This window comes from Aeromonas sp. V90_14 (genome assembly GCF_029967615.1).
GTDB lineage: Bacteria > Pseudomonadota > Gammaproteobacteria > Enterobacterales > Aeromonadaceae > Aeromonas > Aeromonas hydrophila.
Genome location: NZ_JASCAS010000029.1, coordinates 77,241 through 91,400, shown reverse-complemented (window position 1 = coordinate 91,400; position 14,160 = coordinate 77,241). Strand labels below are relative to the sequence as shown.

Sequence of the window (14,160 nt, the reverse complement as noted above, 5' to 3'; positions counted from 1 at the left end):
CCGTGGGACACTAACACCTGAAGCTAGCGCGTCTACCAATTCCGCCACCTTCGCATCACTGCGGTGGGGGATTCTATAGAGTTTTGAAGGAGCGTCAACAGCCAAAGGGGACTTTTTTCGCTGTTGACGTTCAAAGCAGCATCAAGGGGACAAAACTTCAGCAATCTTCCTCAGTGGCGGGCCAGTGCGTCCTGATACATCTGCTCGTACTGAGTGACCGAATCCGGCCAGTTGAAGCGGGTGTTCATGGCATTGCGCTGCACCCGGGCAAACTGCTCGGGATCCTGCAGGTAGTAGAGCAGGCTGCGGCGCATGGCATCGAGCAAGATGTTGGCGGTCGGATCGTTGAAGCAGAAGCCGGTTGCGTGCTCCGGGTCGGCATCCCAGTCCACCACTGTATCTTTCAGGCCGCCGACGGCCCGCACCAGCGGCAGGGTGCCATAGGCCAGGCTGTACATCTGGTTGAGTCCACACGGTTCGAACAGGGAAGGCATCAGGAAGAAGTCGGCACCCGCTTCCACCAGATGAGCGAGCCGGTCGTCATAGGTGTTGATGAAGGCGAGCCGGTCCGGGAATTGTTGCGCCAGGGTCTGCAACTGGGCTGCGAGGGAGGGATCCCCCGAGCCGACGATCACCACCTGCACCTTGTGATGCAGAAACTTGTCCAGCACTGGCAGCAGCAGGTGAACGCCCTTCTGCTCGGTCAGCCGGCACACCATGCCATAGATGGGCAGATCCGCCACCGGCAGGCCGGTCTCCTGTTGCAGATTCTGCTTGCAGATGCGCTTGCCGGCCAGGTTGTCGACGTCATAGGTGGCCGGCAGGAAGTCGTCGAACGCCGGATCCCAGTCCTGATAGTCACAGCCGTTGAGGATGCCGCGCAGATCCGCCGCCCGTTGCTGGAAGATGCTGGCCATGCCGTGGGCACCCAGGTGGGTCAGCAATTCGCTGGCATAGTTGGGGCTGACTGCGTTGATCTTGTCGGCATAGAGCACACCGCACTTGAGCAGGTTGACGTGGCCGTAGTCGTAGCTGATGCGCTGTTCGTAGTCGGCAATCTCGGGCACCGCCCAGAACTGCTGGCGCTCGAATACCCCCTGAAAGGCCGCGTTGTGAATGCTGATCACGCTGCGGGTGTGCTGGAAGAAGGGGTTGTGGGCGTGTCGGGTTTTCAGCAGCAGCGGCAGCAGGCCGGTGTGCCAGTCGTTGCAGTGCACTATGTTGGGGGCAAAGGCGAGCTGTTCGCTGGCGTGCAGCGCGGCCGCGGCCAGAAAGGCGAAGCGCTCGCCGTTGTCCGGATAGGCCTGGTTGTTCTCGGCGTAGAGCTGGGGGCGATCGAAGTACTGCGGGCAGTCGAGCAGGTAGACGCAGACTCCCTCCAGATCCATCTGATAGATGCGATAGCCGATATCCGGCAGGCCCGGGTGGGTTGGCAGCCAGCGCGAGACCAGCAGTTTGGCCTCATCCCGTCGCTTTATCGTCTTGTAGAAGGGCAGCATGATCCTGACATCATGCCCCTTCTGGGCCAGGTACAGCGGCAGGGCTCTGGCTACGTCAGCCAGGCCCCCGGTCTTCACAAGCCCCTCAACTTCCGAGGCAACGAACAGGATTTTCAGTGGGTTAATAGCCAACTCTTGCTCCCTTAGGTACCACGACGATACCGCCTTCGGACACGGTAAATCGTTCTCTGTCATGGTCCAGATTTTCACCGATCACGGTGCCGGGCGCAATTTCAACGTTCTTGTCGATGATGGCGCGGCGAATGGAGCAGCCCTCGCCGATCTTCACGTCCCCGAGCAGGACCGACTCGCTGATGTGGCTGCAAGGCCCCACGTTGCAGCGAAAACCCAGGATGGAGCGCTGGATCTGGCTGCCCTGGATGAAGCAGCCGCCGGAGATCAGCGAGTTGGCGATCTTCACCTTGCAGTCGTCGGTATCGACGAAGGTGGCGGGTGGCAGCGGCGGGTAGTGGGTATGCAGCGGCCACTTGCGGTTGTAGAGAGAGAAGGGGGCATCGTCGGCCACCAGGTCCATGTGCGCCTGCCAGTAGGAGTCCAGCGTCCCCACGTCGCGCCAGTAGACGTTGGGCTTCTCGCCCGGAATGACGTTGGTGCTGTAGTCATAGACATAGACGGGAGCGCGCGGGAACAGGCTGGGGATGATGTCCTTGCCGAAATCGTGGCTGGAGTTCTCCTCGGCGGCATCGCGCTTGAGTTCGCGATAGAGCGCCTCGGTCTCGAAGATGTAGTTGCCCATGGAGACCAGCGCCTGGGTGGGATCGCCGGGGATGTGCTTGGGTCGCTTGGGCTTCTCTTCGAAGCCGATCATCCGGCCCTCCTGATCCACCTCGATCACCCCGAAGGCGCTCGCCTCCTCGATGGGCATGCGCAGGGCGGCGACGGTCAGGGCGGCGGCCTTCTGCTTGTGGAAGGTCACCATCTGGCTCACGTCCATCTTGTAGATGTGGTCGGAGCCGAAGATGCAGACGTGCTCGGGGTCGGAGATCTCGATGAAACGCAGGTTCTGGTAGATGGCGTCGGCGGTGCCGTCATACCAGCGTTTGCCCATCCGCATCTGGGCCGGAATCGGGTCGATGAAGCGATCCGTGATGCCGACGATGTTCCAGCCCTTCTTCATGTGCAGATAGAGGGACTGGGACTTGAACTGGGTCAATACGTAGATGCGTAGGAAGTCGGCGTTGACGAAGTTGTTGAGGACGAAGTCGATCAGTCGGTAGCTGCCGCCGAAGGGAACCGAGGGCTTGCTGCGGGTGGTGGTGAGTGGCTGGAGGCGAGTACCTTCGCCGCCGGCCAGGATCATGGTGAGTATGCCTGCCATCGTATTTCTCTCCCTGAATTCATACTATGAAAAGGTTTTCAGCTTGATGCAAAAAAACACCCCTAAAGGGGTGGTTTGAGGTGTGACAATTACCTTATCAGATCCCGTATGGGGCTCTCTACCTGTTTCCGGTGACTGGTTACACTTATTTACACTTTGCTCAGATAGACCTTGAATTTGGCATCGCCGCTGATCACTTCAGTCCGTTTGAAGTGCGTCTCCAGTATAGGCTGATATCGCAGGAAGGCGTTGGCAACTATCGTCAGCGAGCCCTGGGACTGCAGATGATCCGGCGCCTTGGCCAGGAAGGTCTCGGTGGCCGCGTAGAATGTCTTGAGACCGGCGTGGAACGGCGGGTTGGAGACGATCCGGTCAAATTTCCCCTGAATGTCGGAATAGACGTCGGATGCCCGCACCTCGCCCTGCAGGCCGTTGATGGCCAGAGTGCGGCGGCTGGACTCCAGCGCCAGCGCGTTGATATCCACCATGGTGACCCTGAGTTCGGGATTGCGCTTGGCCAGCACCGAGCCAATCACCCCGGCGCCGCAACCGAAATCGAGCAGCGATCCCTGCATGGCCGGCAGGCTGGCCAGCAGCATCTGGCTGCCGAGATCCAGTTCGGATGCACTGAACACGCCGGGCAAGGCCAGCACGGTCAGTTCGGTCTCGCCAGCCTGGCATTGATAGCGACCAAACCAGCTATTCAGCTCGAACGGTTCAACCGGTTTGCTCAGCTCGCCGTGATAGAGGGAGCAGCGGCGGGCCGAGTCGCGTTTGACCGGGTTGTCGCCATAGGGGGCCAGCAGCTTGTCGGCTCCATTGATGCCACCGCGGTTTTCACCGGCGAGGAACAGCTCGGCACCGGCTTCCAGCAACGGGGTCATCATGGCCAGCAGATACTGGGCCTCGGCCTTGGCCTTGGGCATCAGCAGCAGCAGGGCATCGAAACGGGGGGCACCGCCGAGCTGATGATCGAACAGGATGGCATCCCCCAGCGCGGCCTGTTGGCTGCGGTAATAGCAGTAATCCGTGGTAAAGACGGTGAGGGAGTGGGCCAGGGTCGCCAGCTGACGCGGATAGTCATCCTCCAGCGCGCCGCACACCAGCAGCCGCTTGCCGACAAAGAGGGCTTGGTTTCGTTCCAGCATCTGGCTGACGGCACTGATCGGGCTGCTCATCGGGTCTCTCCACGCAATTTTGGGCGGCCATTATACATAGCCGCTTTCGCCTTGACATTTATGCCGTGTTCCCGAAATATGCCCAGACACCATTTTTTGAGCAGAGATGACGCAATGCGGTTCAACGGGTTGAAACGAAAGCATAAAAAAAGCCTGACATTCGGGCCTGCCGACGTTCGCGCGTAACCTCTCATCCCTGAGCAGATTCAAACCCCGGTTGCGCACATCGTACCGGGGTTTTTTATTGCCACATTCATGAGTCAACGGAGAAGGAAATTCCATGTTCAAAGGTTCAATCGTCGCCCTGATCACCCCCTTTCGACAGGGCAAGCTGGATGAAGAAGCGCTGGCGCGTCTGGTGGAGTGGCATATCGAACAGGGTACCCACGGCATAGTGCCGGTGGGCACCACGGGCGAGAGCCCGACCCTGACCCATGACGAACACTGCCGGGTGGTGGAGCTGGTGGTCAAGCTGGTGGCGGGCCGCATTCCGGTGATTGCCGGGGCCGGCTCCAACAACCCGGTCGAGGCGATCGAGTACACCCGTCATGCCGAGCAGGCGGGGGCCGATGCCACCCTGCACGTGGCCGGTTACTACAACCGCCCCAATCAGGAGGGGCTCTACCACCACTTCAAGGCGGTGCACGACGCCACCAGCAAGCCGATCATCATCTACAATATCCCGCCGCGCGCCATTGTCGACGTGCAGCCGGCTACCCTGGCCCGACTGGCCGAGCTGCCGCGCATTGCCGGGGTGAAAGACGCCACCGGCGATCTGGCCCGCCCCTGGACCGAACGCCAGCTGATCAAGAAGCCGTTTGCCTGGCTGTCCGGTGAAGATGCCACCGCCGTGGCTTACAACATCGGCGGTGGTCAGGGCTGTATCTCGGTGACCGCCAACGTGGCGCCCAAGCTGGTGGCCGAAGTGCAGAACCTCACGCTGGCCGGCCAGTGGCAAGCCGCGCGCGAACTGCAAGACAAGCTGATTCCGCTCCATCAGGCGATGTTTGCCGAGCCGAGCCCCGCCGGTGCCAAGTATGCGGTCTCCCTGCTGGGCTTTTGCAGCGAGGAGTGCCGCCTGCCGGTGATGCCGCTGTCCGAGGCGACGCGTACCCGCATTCGTGACGCGATGCAGGCGTTGAATCTGTTATAAAAAGTGGGCTCTGGATCGCGCTTTTGACTGGCTAGTCAATTAAAGTGCAATGTTTGCCGCTATACTCGCTTGGATACAACCAAGGATGGCAGGCATGCAGGAATGGGATCCAGAGCACTTCACCAGTTTTGAACATCTCTGTGAAGTGACGCTGGCGGCAGTCAGGGAAAAAACCGAGGCCGAACAGATCTACTTGTGGCTGCGGGCGCCCGAGTCCCAGCTATACAGCTTTCAGCTCGAACAGGGGCTGGTCTGCCTGACTGCCGACGCCCTTGCTACGCTCCAGCTGCCAATCGTTTTCATCGAACATGCCCTCGACAAGGGACAGCTGGTGGTGGAGCAACTAGCCCACCCTCACGACATCTGGGAGACGGTTGAACCGCAGACGACACGCCTGCGCGCCTGTTTCCCGCTCAAGCGCCACAAGGGGCTGGAGGCGGTGGTCTATCTGGAGACCCGCCGCCGCCTCGATCGTCTTTCCCGTCGTCAGCAACAGAGCATTCAGCTGCTGATGCACTATCTTGCCGCCGAGCTGGAGAGCCGGTTGCTCGCCAGTCAGATCGATCTGGAGCGGGATCAGCGGCGCCATACCCAGGCCGACCTCATCCGCAGCCAGGCGCTGCAAGGCTCCTTCCTCAGCATGCTGCAGGCGCTGCATCAGGTGGGGGTTCAGCTTTCCCGCTGCGACAGCGAGCATCAACTGCTGCGCGAGGCCGTGGTGCTGGCCCGCCAGGAGCTGCAGTTCGATCGCATCGCCATCTTCCTGGTCGACGCCGAGTTCAAGACCATGCACGGCACCTGGGGCACCAACGAGGCGGGCGAGTTGATCGACGAGCACCACTTCATCAGTCCCATTCCCGATCACCCCACGGTGCAGGAGGCGCTGCGCCGCAAGGATTATGTGCTGGTGCTGGAGGATGCGCCGCTCTACTACGAGAAGCAGGAGGTGGGTCGCGGCTGGAACGCCATGGTGTCGCTGTGGGACGGCGCCACCCCGATCGGCTGGATTGCGGCCGACAACCTGCTGTGGCGTCGACCGCTCAAGGCCTATCAGAGCGAGATCTTCAAGCAGTATGCGGCCATGCTCTCCCAGTTGCTGATCCGCCAGCGCACCCAGGAGGCGCTCGAGCGTTTCAATCGTGAACTGGAGCAGCGGGTCAGCGAGCGCACCATGCAGCTGGCGGAGACCAACCGGGCGCTGGAGGAGGCCAACAAGCGCCTGTCGCTGCTGTCGCTGGAGGACCCGCTGACCGGCATCGCCAACCGCCGCCACTGGGATCTCACCATGCAGCGGGAGTGGGAGTGGGCGCGCCGTCATCAGAATCTGCTGGCGGTGCTGATGATCGATGTGGATGAGTTCAAGTCCTACAACGATCACTTCGGTCACGCCAAGGGGGACCAATGTCTGCAACAGGTGGCCGGTCTGCTGCAGGAGGCGGAGCGGCGGCGCACCAACCTGGTGGCACGCTATGGCGGCGAGGAGTTCGTGATCCTGTTGTGCGGGCCGCAACCCGGCGAGGCGGAGCGATTGGCGGAACAGATTCACCAGGGGCTCAGCGAATTAAAGATCCCGCATCCGGCCTCCCGAGTTGCTGATTTCATTACGGTTAGCATAGGCTTTAGCTATCTGGTTCCCTCGCTGGATGGAACATGGCAGAGCTTGACCGAACAGGCTGATCAGGCGCTCTATCATGCCAAATCGCAGGGGAGGGCGTGTACGCTAGCCTATCGGTGAGCCCATGTTGTTACGTCGCTATCCCATCTTCAACCGCCGTCTCGCCCTCGTCGCCTATGGCATCGACTATCAGCTTGCCGACCCGTCCGAATGGACGCTGCTGGCGGCCCAGTGCCGGTTGCTGGCACAGGGGCGGCAATACCTGCTGCCCTTCACCCACGAGCAGCTCGATGAACTGCGCCCCCTGCTGTTCGATCAGGACACCATACCGCTGGTCGAGGCTTCCGCCGATCGGCTGCCCGCCTCCTTCCCCGTGCTGGAACAGTGGCGCGACTACCGGCGCCGGTTGGCGGTGCACGGTGCCCAGCGCGAGCCGCGCTGGTTCAACGCCTCCCGGCTGCTGGTGTTCTGGATGGGCGAAGAGGGGATCCGCCAGCCGACCGAGCACAAGCGGATGGCCCTCGACATCGAGACCTGGGGAGACTTCCTGCCGCTCAAGGAGGCGGGAGTCGACTTCTTCGCCGGCGGTTTTCTCGCCCGCCCGGAGCTGGTCAACCAGCGCGCCGCCCAGCCGGACATGAAGCTGGTGCAGGAGATACTGCAGCTGATCTGCCGCGAGGAGTTTTCCTTCGCCCGGGTGGCCACCCTGCTGGAGCAGGATGCCTGGTTGCCGGGGCAGTTGCTGAGCTATGTCAACGCCCCCGGTTTCGATCACGCCAGCCCCATCGTCTCGGTCACCCGGGCGCTCTCCTATCTGGGGGAGCAGGAGATCCGCAAGTTCGTGCTCATCTACGGGCTGGCCAGAGTCAGCCAGCACATGCCGGAGGCCTGTACCCGCATGGCCATCGCCCGCGGCCGCTTCTGCGAGCTGATCGCACTGAATGCGCTTGGCAAGGCGGCTGCCAGCTGGGCCTTTCTGGTGGGGTTGGTACTGGATGGCTCGCTGCTCTCCGAGCAGCTCAAGGCCCACCTGCCCAAGGACGTGAGACGGGCGCTGGAGTCTCGCGAGGGGCCGCTGTTTCATCTGTTTCAGCTGGTGAAGAGCTATGAACAGGGGGATTGGCCCTTGCTGGCCCAGCTGGCGCCCACTTATCAGCTGGAACTCGCCAGACTGACACCCATCTATTTTCAGGCACAAATGTGGGGGCAAGCGTTTCTCGCCACCTAGGCCGTGGCGAGCAAAGATGGCTCTGGCTAGAATGGGGGCCCTTTGTTCAGAGACAGACTCCGCACATGACCCTATCCGGATTTCAAGGTCTGGTATTTGACCTCGACGGCACCCTGGTGGACTCCATGCCGCTGCACCTCGCCGCCTGGGCGCACACGGCCCGCGAATTTGGCTTTCACTTCGATGCAGACTGGTTCTATGAGCTGGGTGGCATGCCGAGCCGCAAAATCGCCCTGCTGGTGGCCGAGCAGCAACAGATCGCCCTGGATCCGCTCATCGTGACCCGCTGCAAGACCGAACACTACGTGGCCAACCTGCACAAGGCGACCGTCTTCCCGGCCATGCTGGAACTGGTTGAGCGCTATCATGGCCGCATCCCGATGGGGATCGGCACCGGCTCGCCCCGCATCAATGCCGAGGCCGTGCTGCGCAACACCGGGCTGGATCGCTACTTCCCCGTGGTGGTGACCGCCGACGATGTGGAGCTGCACAAACCCCATCCCGATACGTTTCTGCTGGTCGCACGTCGGCTGGCTGTCGAGCCGGCAGGCTGTCTGGTATTCGAGGATACGGGGATCGGCGTGCAGGCCGGTCAGGCTGCGGGGATGCAGACCTGCATGGTCAGGGATGGCAGACCGGTCGACTTGCAGTATTGAAGGGAAGAGAGAGAAAACGGATGGGTCCGCTCGGAGGAAGAGTGGAGTCCATTCTCATACGGGACAGACATGATACATGAGAATGGACTCGGTCACCCTTTGACGCAGCAATGGTGTCGGGGTGACTCAGGCAAGTGCATTACTGCTCGCTGCTACCGCCGCCCTGGTTGTCGTCATAACGACCGGGAGCGCCGTGGGGGCGCGGCGCCATGGAGACGCGGGGTTTGCGGGCACGCTGGATGCTGACCTGCGGCCGGCCGGAGTGCATGGCGATGGTGGAAATCTTGGCCTTGTAGACCAGCTGCTGGTTGCCGTGGGCATCGGTCAACAGCACGCTGTACTGGTCGAAACCGCTGATGGTCCCCTCCAGCTTGATGCCGCTCACCAGGAAGATGGCGACCTGACTGCGATTCTTGCGCAACCAGTTGAGGGCAGAATCTTGCCCGTTCCCGAGGGAGAAGGCTTGCTCAATCGTGGAGTAGCTTGGGGATTCAGTTGTCATAAATTATTGTCCCGCGGAAAAAAAGTGGCGTTTGATTGTGCTAAATGGTCACTTGCTTGTCAAAGTCATTCTCACACCTGACCCGGATGGTGCAACGACAGGGCTGGTCGGCGCGGGCCGCTGCTGTAATAATTGGCGGCTCTGGCCCCGTGGCGGGCCTCATGCTGGGGTTTCATCTTGCATCCGGTTTCACACCAACACCAACCCACCTATACCCATGACGCCACCGCGTGCGAAGAGTGCGACCTGCTGGTGCCGGCCACCACGCTGGCCGTGGGGGAGGCGAGCAGCTGCCCGCGTTGCGGTCACACTCTGAGCCGCCATCTGCCGGAGCAGGAGCGCAGGCCCATCGCCTATGGCTTTGCGGCCATCATCATGTTCGTGCTCTCCAACTCCTTTACCTTCATGTCCTTCTCCGCCAAGGGGGTGGGGCAGGAGATGACCTTTCTGCAGTGCATCACCACCCTGGTGGATCAGGGCTACCTGTTCCTCGGGGCCGTGCTGAGCCTGACCCTGATCGGCCTGCCGCTGGTCTATATCGGTTCCATCATGCTGGTGTTGTGGCGGGTCGACAAGGATCTGCACAGCAACGCCCTGCGCTCCCTCGGCCGGCTGCTGTGCCGGATCAAGCCCTGGCTGATGGTGGATGTGTTCCTCATCGGGGTGCTCATCTCGCTGGTCAAGCTGATGGGGATGGCCGACATCAAGATGGGCCTGTCGTTCTGGGCGTTCGTCGGTTACACGGTGCTGCTGATCAAGATGATCTCGTCGCTGGACCGGATGTGGCTGTGGCAACGATTGTTCGGGCCGAGCGAGCTGCACGGGCTGACGGTGGAGGATGACGAAGCCAGCGCCATGACCTCCGGGCTGGTGGGCTGCCACATCTGCGGCGCCTTGAGCGAGGCCGGTGCCGACAGCTGCAAACGGTGCGGCGATCATCTGCACAGCCGCAAACCGGGTGGGCTGAACCGGACCTGGGCGCTGCTCTTCACCTCGGTGATCCTCTACATCCCGGCCAACCTCTACCCCATCATGGACACCGTCTTTCTCGGGGATGACAGCCCCTCCACCATTCTCGGCGGGGTGGTACTGCTGTGGGCCATGGGCTCCTATCCCATTGCCGCGGTGATTTTTTTCGCCAGCGTGGTGGTGCCGCTGGTGAAGATCCTGGCGCTGCTGTGGCTCTGCTACATGGTACAGCGCGGCCAGGGGGCATCGCCCCTTGGCAAGCTCAAGCTTTATCGCATGACTGAATTCGTGGGACGCTGGTCGATGATCGACGTCTTCGTGGTGGCCATCCTGGCGGGCCTGATCCGGCTCGACAACCTGATGACCATCTATCCGGGCCCTGCGGCCGTCGCTTTTGCGGGTGTGGTGCTGATCACCATGGTGGCAGCCATGAGCTTCGATTCCCGCCTGATCTGGGATTTACAACAAGGAGAACGCGAACGTGAGTGAGCGTAAGAAAAGGTGGAAACCCGGCTCTGATTTTCTGAGCTCGGCCGCCGCGATCTGGATGGTGCCGCTGCTGGCGCTGTTCATCGGGATCTGGATGCTGTTCCAGCACTGGTATTCACAAGGTCCCAGCTTCACCCTGACGGTGGCGACGGCCGAAGGCATAGTGGCGGGCAAGACGGTGATCCGCTCCCGCGAGGTGGAAGTGGGCCGTATCGAGGCGGTGGAGCTTAGCGAGGACTACAGCCATGCGGTGTTGAAGGCCCGTTTGACCAACGCCGCCGCCGGCATGCTCAAGAAGGACAGCCAGTTCTGGGTGGTCAAGCCCAGGGTCGGCCGGGAGGGGGTCTCCGGCCTCGGCACCCTGCTCTCCGGCGCCTACATCGAACTGGCACCCGGCAAGCAGGGCAAGGCGCGCGACGAGTACGCCATGCTGGACAAGCCGCCACTGGCCTCGCAGGACGCCAAGGGGCTGCGATTATCGCTGAGCAGCCGCGACACCCGGGCACTCGGGGTCGGCTCGCCCATCAACTACCAGGGCTTCACCATAGGCCAGGTGGAAGAGGCGAAGTTCCTGCCCGAGAAGAGCGAGATGCAGTATCAGATCTTCATCAACGCTCCCTATGACGTGCTGGTGAGCAGCAACTCCCGCTTCTGGATGACCCCGGGTTTCGAGGTCTCCATGAGCAGCGAGGGGATGAAGGTGAAGATGGATTCGCTGGAGAGCCTGCTGGACGGCGGCATCACCATGGGGCTGCCGCCCGGCTGGGCACCCGGCGAGCCGGTCAAGCAGATGGATGACTTCACCCTGTTCCAGGATCAGGCCAGCGTACTGGCCGGTAGCCTGGATCAGTTCATCGACTACGTGTTCCTGTTCGAGGACAGCGTCGGCGGCCTGCACCCGGGCGCGGCGGTGGAGTATCGCGGCATCCGGGTCGGCACTGTCATCTCGGCCCCCTATCTCATCGACGAGAAAGGGGTGCAGATGTTCCAGAGCCGGCAGATCCCGGTACTGGCGCGGATCGAGGTACAACGCCTCTCCCACCGCTATGCCAATGCGGAGAAGGAGCAGTGGCGGGCGCTGTTCGGCCGGCAGTTCAAGGAGGGGTTGCGGGCGACGCTCAAGACCTCCAGCCTGCTGACCGGGGGCAAGGTGGTGGATCTGAACTTCTATCCGGATGCGCCCAGGTTCCAGCCCACCAAGCTGGCGGGCTATCAGGTGTTCCCGACCGTGCAGGCCGGGCTGGATCAGATTGAGCGCAAGGTGAACCAGATCCTCGACAAGTTCGTCGACATGGACACCGCCAAGACGCTGAACCAGGTCAACCATACCCTGGTGACCCTGGAGCAGACCCTGAAGAACGTCAGTGCGGTGAGCGCCAACTTGGACAAGTTCACCGGTCAGAGTGCGACCCAGCAGTTGCCGGCGTCCCTCAACGACAGCCTGAAGCAGTTGCAGAGCACGCTGCAGGAGTATGACGCCAACTCCCAGACCAACCAGGATCTGCGGCAGTCGGTGCAGTCGCTCAACCAGCTGATGCGCGAGTTGCAGCCGCTGGTGCATTCGCTCAACGAGCAGCCGAGCTCGTTGATTTTCGATCGGGCTCGTCCCCGTGATCCCGAGCCCAAGCGAGGTCAATGATGAAGAAACAGATGATGGCGCTGGCCTTGCTGGGCCTGCTGGCGGGTTGCAGTTCTGCGCCGACGCTGCTGCACTACTACTCCCTCGACGCCGAGGCGCAGCAACCGGCCGCGGTGGTGGCTCAGCCGCAGCACCAGCTGGTGCTCAAGCCGGTGTCCCTCTCCGGCCAGCTGGATCGGATGAGCCTGGTCTATCAGCTGGAGGGCAAGGAGCTGCACTTCGCCGAGTACCATCGCTGGGCGGGGTCGCTGGATGCCCAGCTCGATCAGCTGACCCTGAACGGCCTCTCCAGCCGCTTGCCGGGTTGGGTGGTGCGGCAGGACGGTGCCCGCAAGGGGCCGGTGCTGACCATTGCGGTGGAGCGCTTCCAGGGGCGCCACGACGGGCGAGCCGTGCTGAGCGGGCGCTGGCGCCTGCTGACCGAAGAGGGCACGGTACTGCGTGACGTCCCCTTCCAGCAGGTGCGGGTGTTGCCGGCTGATGGCTACGGCGCTCTGGTGAGCGAGCTGGGGGCTGGCTGGCAGCAGCTGCTCGACCAGATTGCGGCAGAGGTGCGCAAGGGGGCCTGACGCTGTGCCGATGCAGCGACCCAAAATGAAACGGGAGGCCTTGGCCTCCCGTTCTTTCATTCGTGGCTGTCAGCCACGCTGGAGGATCACTGCTGAACTTCCGAGATCCCTTCGACCTTGACCTCAACCCGGCGATCCGGGGCCAGGCAGACGATCAGCTCTTTCTTGGACTTGCTGGTGCAGCTGTCGCCGGTGACCGGATTGCCCTTGCCGCGACCTTCCACGTTGACCTTGCCTGTCGGCAGGCCCTTGCCGACCAGATAGTCGGCGACGGTCCGGGCGCGCTGCTCGGAGAGCTTCTGGTTGTAGGCATCGGAGCCGATGCGGTCGGTATAGCCGATCACGGTGGCGACGCCATCCTTGGGCCTGGCCTGCTCAATCTGGCTGTAGAGGTTATCCAGCGCCTGACCGGCGGCCGGCTTGAGGGTGGCCTTGTTGAAGTCGAACAGCACGTCCGAGCTCAGGGTGAACTGCTTGTCGACCACTACCGGCTCGGGCGCCGGGGCCGGCACCGGCGCGGCCACCACGGGGGCTACCTGACCGAAGCGATAGACCACCGCAGCGGTTAGTAGACCATTGTCCATTCGTAACCCAATATCATTCTTATCGCCATATGGGGTGGAATATTGATACTCAAGACGAGCAGCCCAGTCTAAATTGAAAGCGTATTCGCCTCCCAAAGCACCAACAAAGTTGAAGCGTCCATCACCACCCTTTATGTCACTGTTGGCTGCCGCATATCCCCCCCCCACACGGCTATATAGGTCTAGATTATTGGTAACTGGAAAGCCTAGCTTTAAAGTCAAATGAATGAGTTGGGCCTGTACTTCATCATGAAAACTGGTCTTACTAGGGGTTTGTGCATCGTATTTATATTTTCCCAAATAGTCGTATCCATACTCAACACCGAGGATTTTATTAACTTGATAGCCTACGAACAAACCAGCACCTAGAGCATCATTAGTCTCATTGTTTAAAGTTAAATTATTATTCTCATCAATGCCATAGAAGTTGGACCAACCCAGCTTGGCACCGCCATACCAGGTGTTGTCCTGTCCGGCTGCCTGGGCGTTGGCCGCAAGCAAGCCTGAAACCAGCAAGGTAATCAGTGTTTTATTCATGTTGAGCCTCTGCAATTTCATATTGTTGGGGGGAGGTGGATAGGGTCGCCTCTCCTTATGGGTCGGGGCTTATAGCACAGCCACAACAGATTAAGGGTAGTCGCTTTACGCAGGTTCTCAACCAACTGATATAAAACATAATGTGATTACCATTGCCGCAATTTGCCGCGGGAGTTTGCGCTCTGGCGAGGGAGCGCAATAGT

The 14,160-nt window shown here is 61.3% G+C and carries 12 protein-coding genes; 7 read left to right on the top strand and 5 right to left on the bottom strand.

Features of this window, described 5'->3' with window-relative positions; translation table 11 throughout:
- Window positions 1-170: 170 nt before the first annotated feature.
- From glgA to rsmC, 3 genes are all read right to left on the bottom strand, one after another.
- Entirely contained in the window at window positions 171-1,631 is a 1,461-nt protein-coding gene (gene glgA / locus QLG02_RS11210; protein WP_282465186.1) for a glycogen synthase GlgA, read from the bottom strand.
- Complete coding sequence (gene glgC, locus QLG02_RS11205) at window positions 1,621-2,838, bottom strand: glucose-1-phosphate adenylyltransferase (protein WP_011707513.1); 1,218 nt, start codon at window positions 2,836-2,838, stop codon at window positions 1,621-1,623. Before glgC ends, glgA begins: the two co-directional genes overlap by 11 nt.
- Window positions 2,839-2,987: 149 nt before the next feature.
- Entirely contained in the window at window positions 2,988-4,016 is a 1,029-nt protein-coding gene (rsmC, locus tag QLG02_RS11200; RefSeq protein ID WP_282465185.1) for a 16S rRNA (guanine(1207)-N(2))-methyltransferase RsmC, read from the bottom strand.
- A 280-nt stretch (window positions 4,017-4,296) separates the two neighbouring features.
- On the opposite strand from rsmC, the gene dapA reads away from it, so the two are divergent.
- From dapA to QLG02_RS11180, 4 genes are all read left to right on the top strand, one after another.
- The gene (dapA, locus tag QLG02_RS11195) at window positions 4,297-5,169 is read left to right on the top strand and encodes a 4-hydroxy-tetrahydrodipicolinate synthase (RefSeq protein WP_282465184.1); all 873 of its coding nucleotides are present in this window, start codon (window positions 4,297-4,299) and stop codon (window positions 5,167-5,169) included.
- 94 nt (window positions 5,170-5,263) lie between these two features.
- Complete coding sequence (locus QLG02_RS11190; protein ID WP_043160301.1) at window positions 5,264-6,904, top strand: sensor domain-containing diguanylate cyclase; 1,641 nt, start codon at window positions 5,264-5,266, stop codon at window positions 6,902-6,904.
- 4 nt (window positions 6,905-6,908) lie between these two features.
- Window positions 6,909-8,012 carry an HDOD domain-containing protein gene (locus QLG02_RS11185; RefSeq protein ID WP_282465183.1) on the top strand — a complete coding sequence of 368 codons (1,104 nt, stop codon included), beginning with the start codon at window positions 6,909-6,911 and terminating at the stop codon, window positions 8,010-8,012.
- A 65-nt stretch (window positions 8,013-8,077) separates the two neighbouring features.
- The gene (locus QLG02_RS11180; protein WP_049046126.1) at window positions 8,078-8,668 is read left to right on the top strand and encodes a beta-phosphoglucomutase family hydrolase; all 591 of its coding nucleotides are present in this window, start codon (window positions 8,078-8,080) and stop codon (window positions 8,666-8,668) included.
- 139 nt (window positions 8,669-8,807) lie between these two features.
- Here the strand turns inward: QLG02_RS11180 and hfq are convergent, their stop codons facing one another.
- Window positions 8,808-9,170, bottom strand: coding sequence for an RNA chaperone Hfq (gene hfq / locus QLG02_RS11175; protein WP_011707507.1), 363 nt, complete (start codon window positions 9,168-9,170; stop codon window positions 8,808-8,810).
- Window positions 9,171-9,347: 177 nt separating this feature from the next.
- On the opposite strand from hfq, the gene QLG02_RS11170 reads away from it, so the two are divergent.
- The 3 genes from QLG02_RS11170 to QLG02_RS11160 are packed head-to-tail and all read left to right on the top strand — an operon-like array spanning window position 9,348 to window position 12,836.
- Window positions 9,348-10,628: a paraquat-inducible protein A gene (locus QLG02_RS11170; protein ID WP_011707506.1), complete on the top strand. Its 1,281-nt coding sequence runs from the start codon at window positions 9,348-9,350 to the stop codon at window positions 10,626-10,628.
- Complete coding sequence (pqiB, locus tag QLG02_RS11165) at window positions 10,621-12,267, top strand: intermembrane transport protein PqiB (RefSeq protein ID WP_282465182.1); 1,647 nt, start codon at window positions 10,621-10,623, stop codon at window positions 12,265-12,267. Before QLG02_RS11170 ends, pqiB begins: the two co-directional genes overlap by 8 nt.
- The gene (locus QLG02_RS11160; protein WP_282465188.1) at window positions 12,267-12,836 is read left to right on the top strand and encodes a PqiC family protein; all 570 of its coding nucleotides are present in this window, start codon (window positions 12,267-12,269) and stop codon (window positions 12,834-12,836) included. Before pqiB ends, QLG02_RS11160 begins: the two co-directional genes overlap by 1 nt.
- 86 nt (window positions 12,837-12,922) lie before the next feature.
- Here QLG02_RS11160 and ompA read toward each other — a convergent pair whose 3' ends face one another.
- Window positions 12,923-13,957 carry a porin OmpA gene (gene ompA / locus QLG02_RS11155; RefSeq protein WP_282465181.1) on the bottom strand — a complete coding sequence of 345 codons (1,035 nt, stop codon included), beginning with the start codon at window positions 13,955-13,957 and terminating at the stop codon, window positions 12,923-12,925.
- Window positions 13,958-14,160 lie beyond the last annotated feature (203 nt).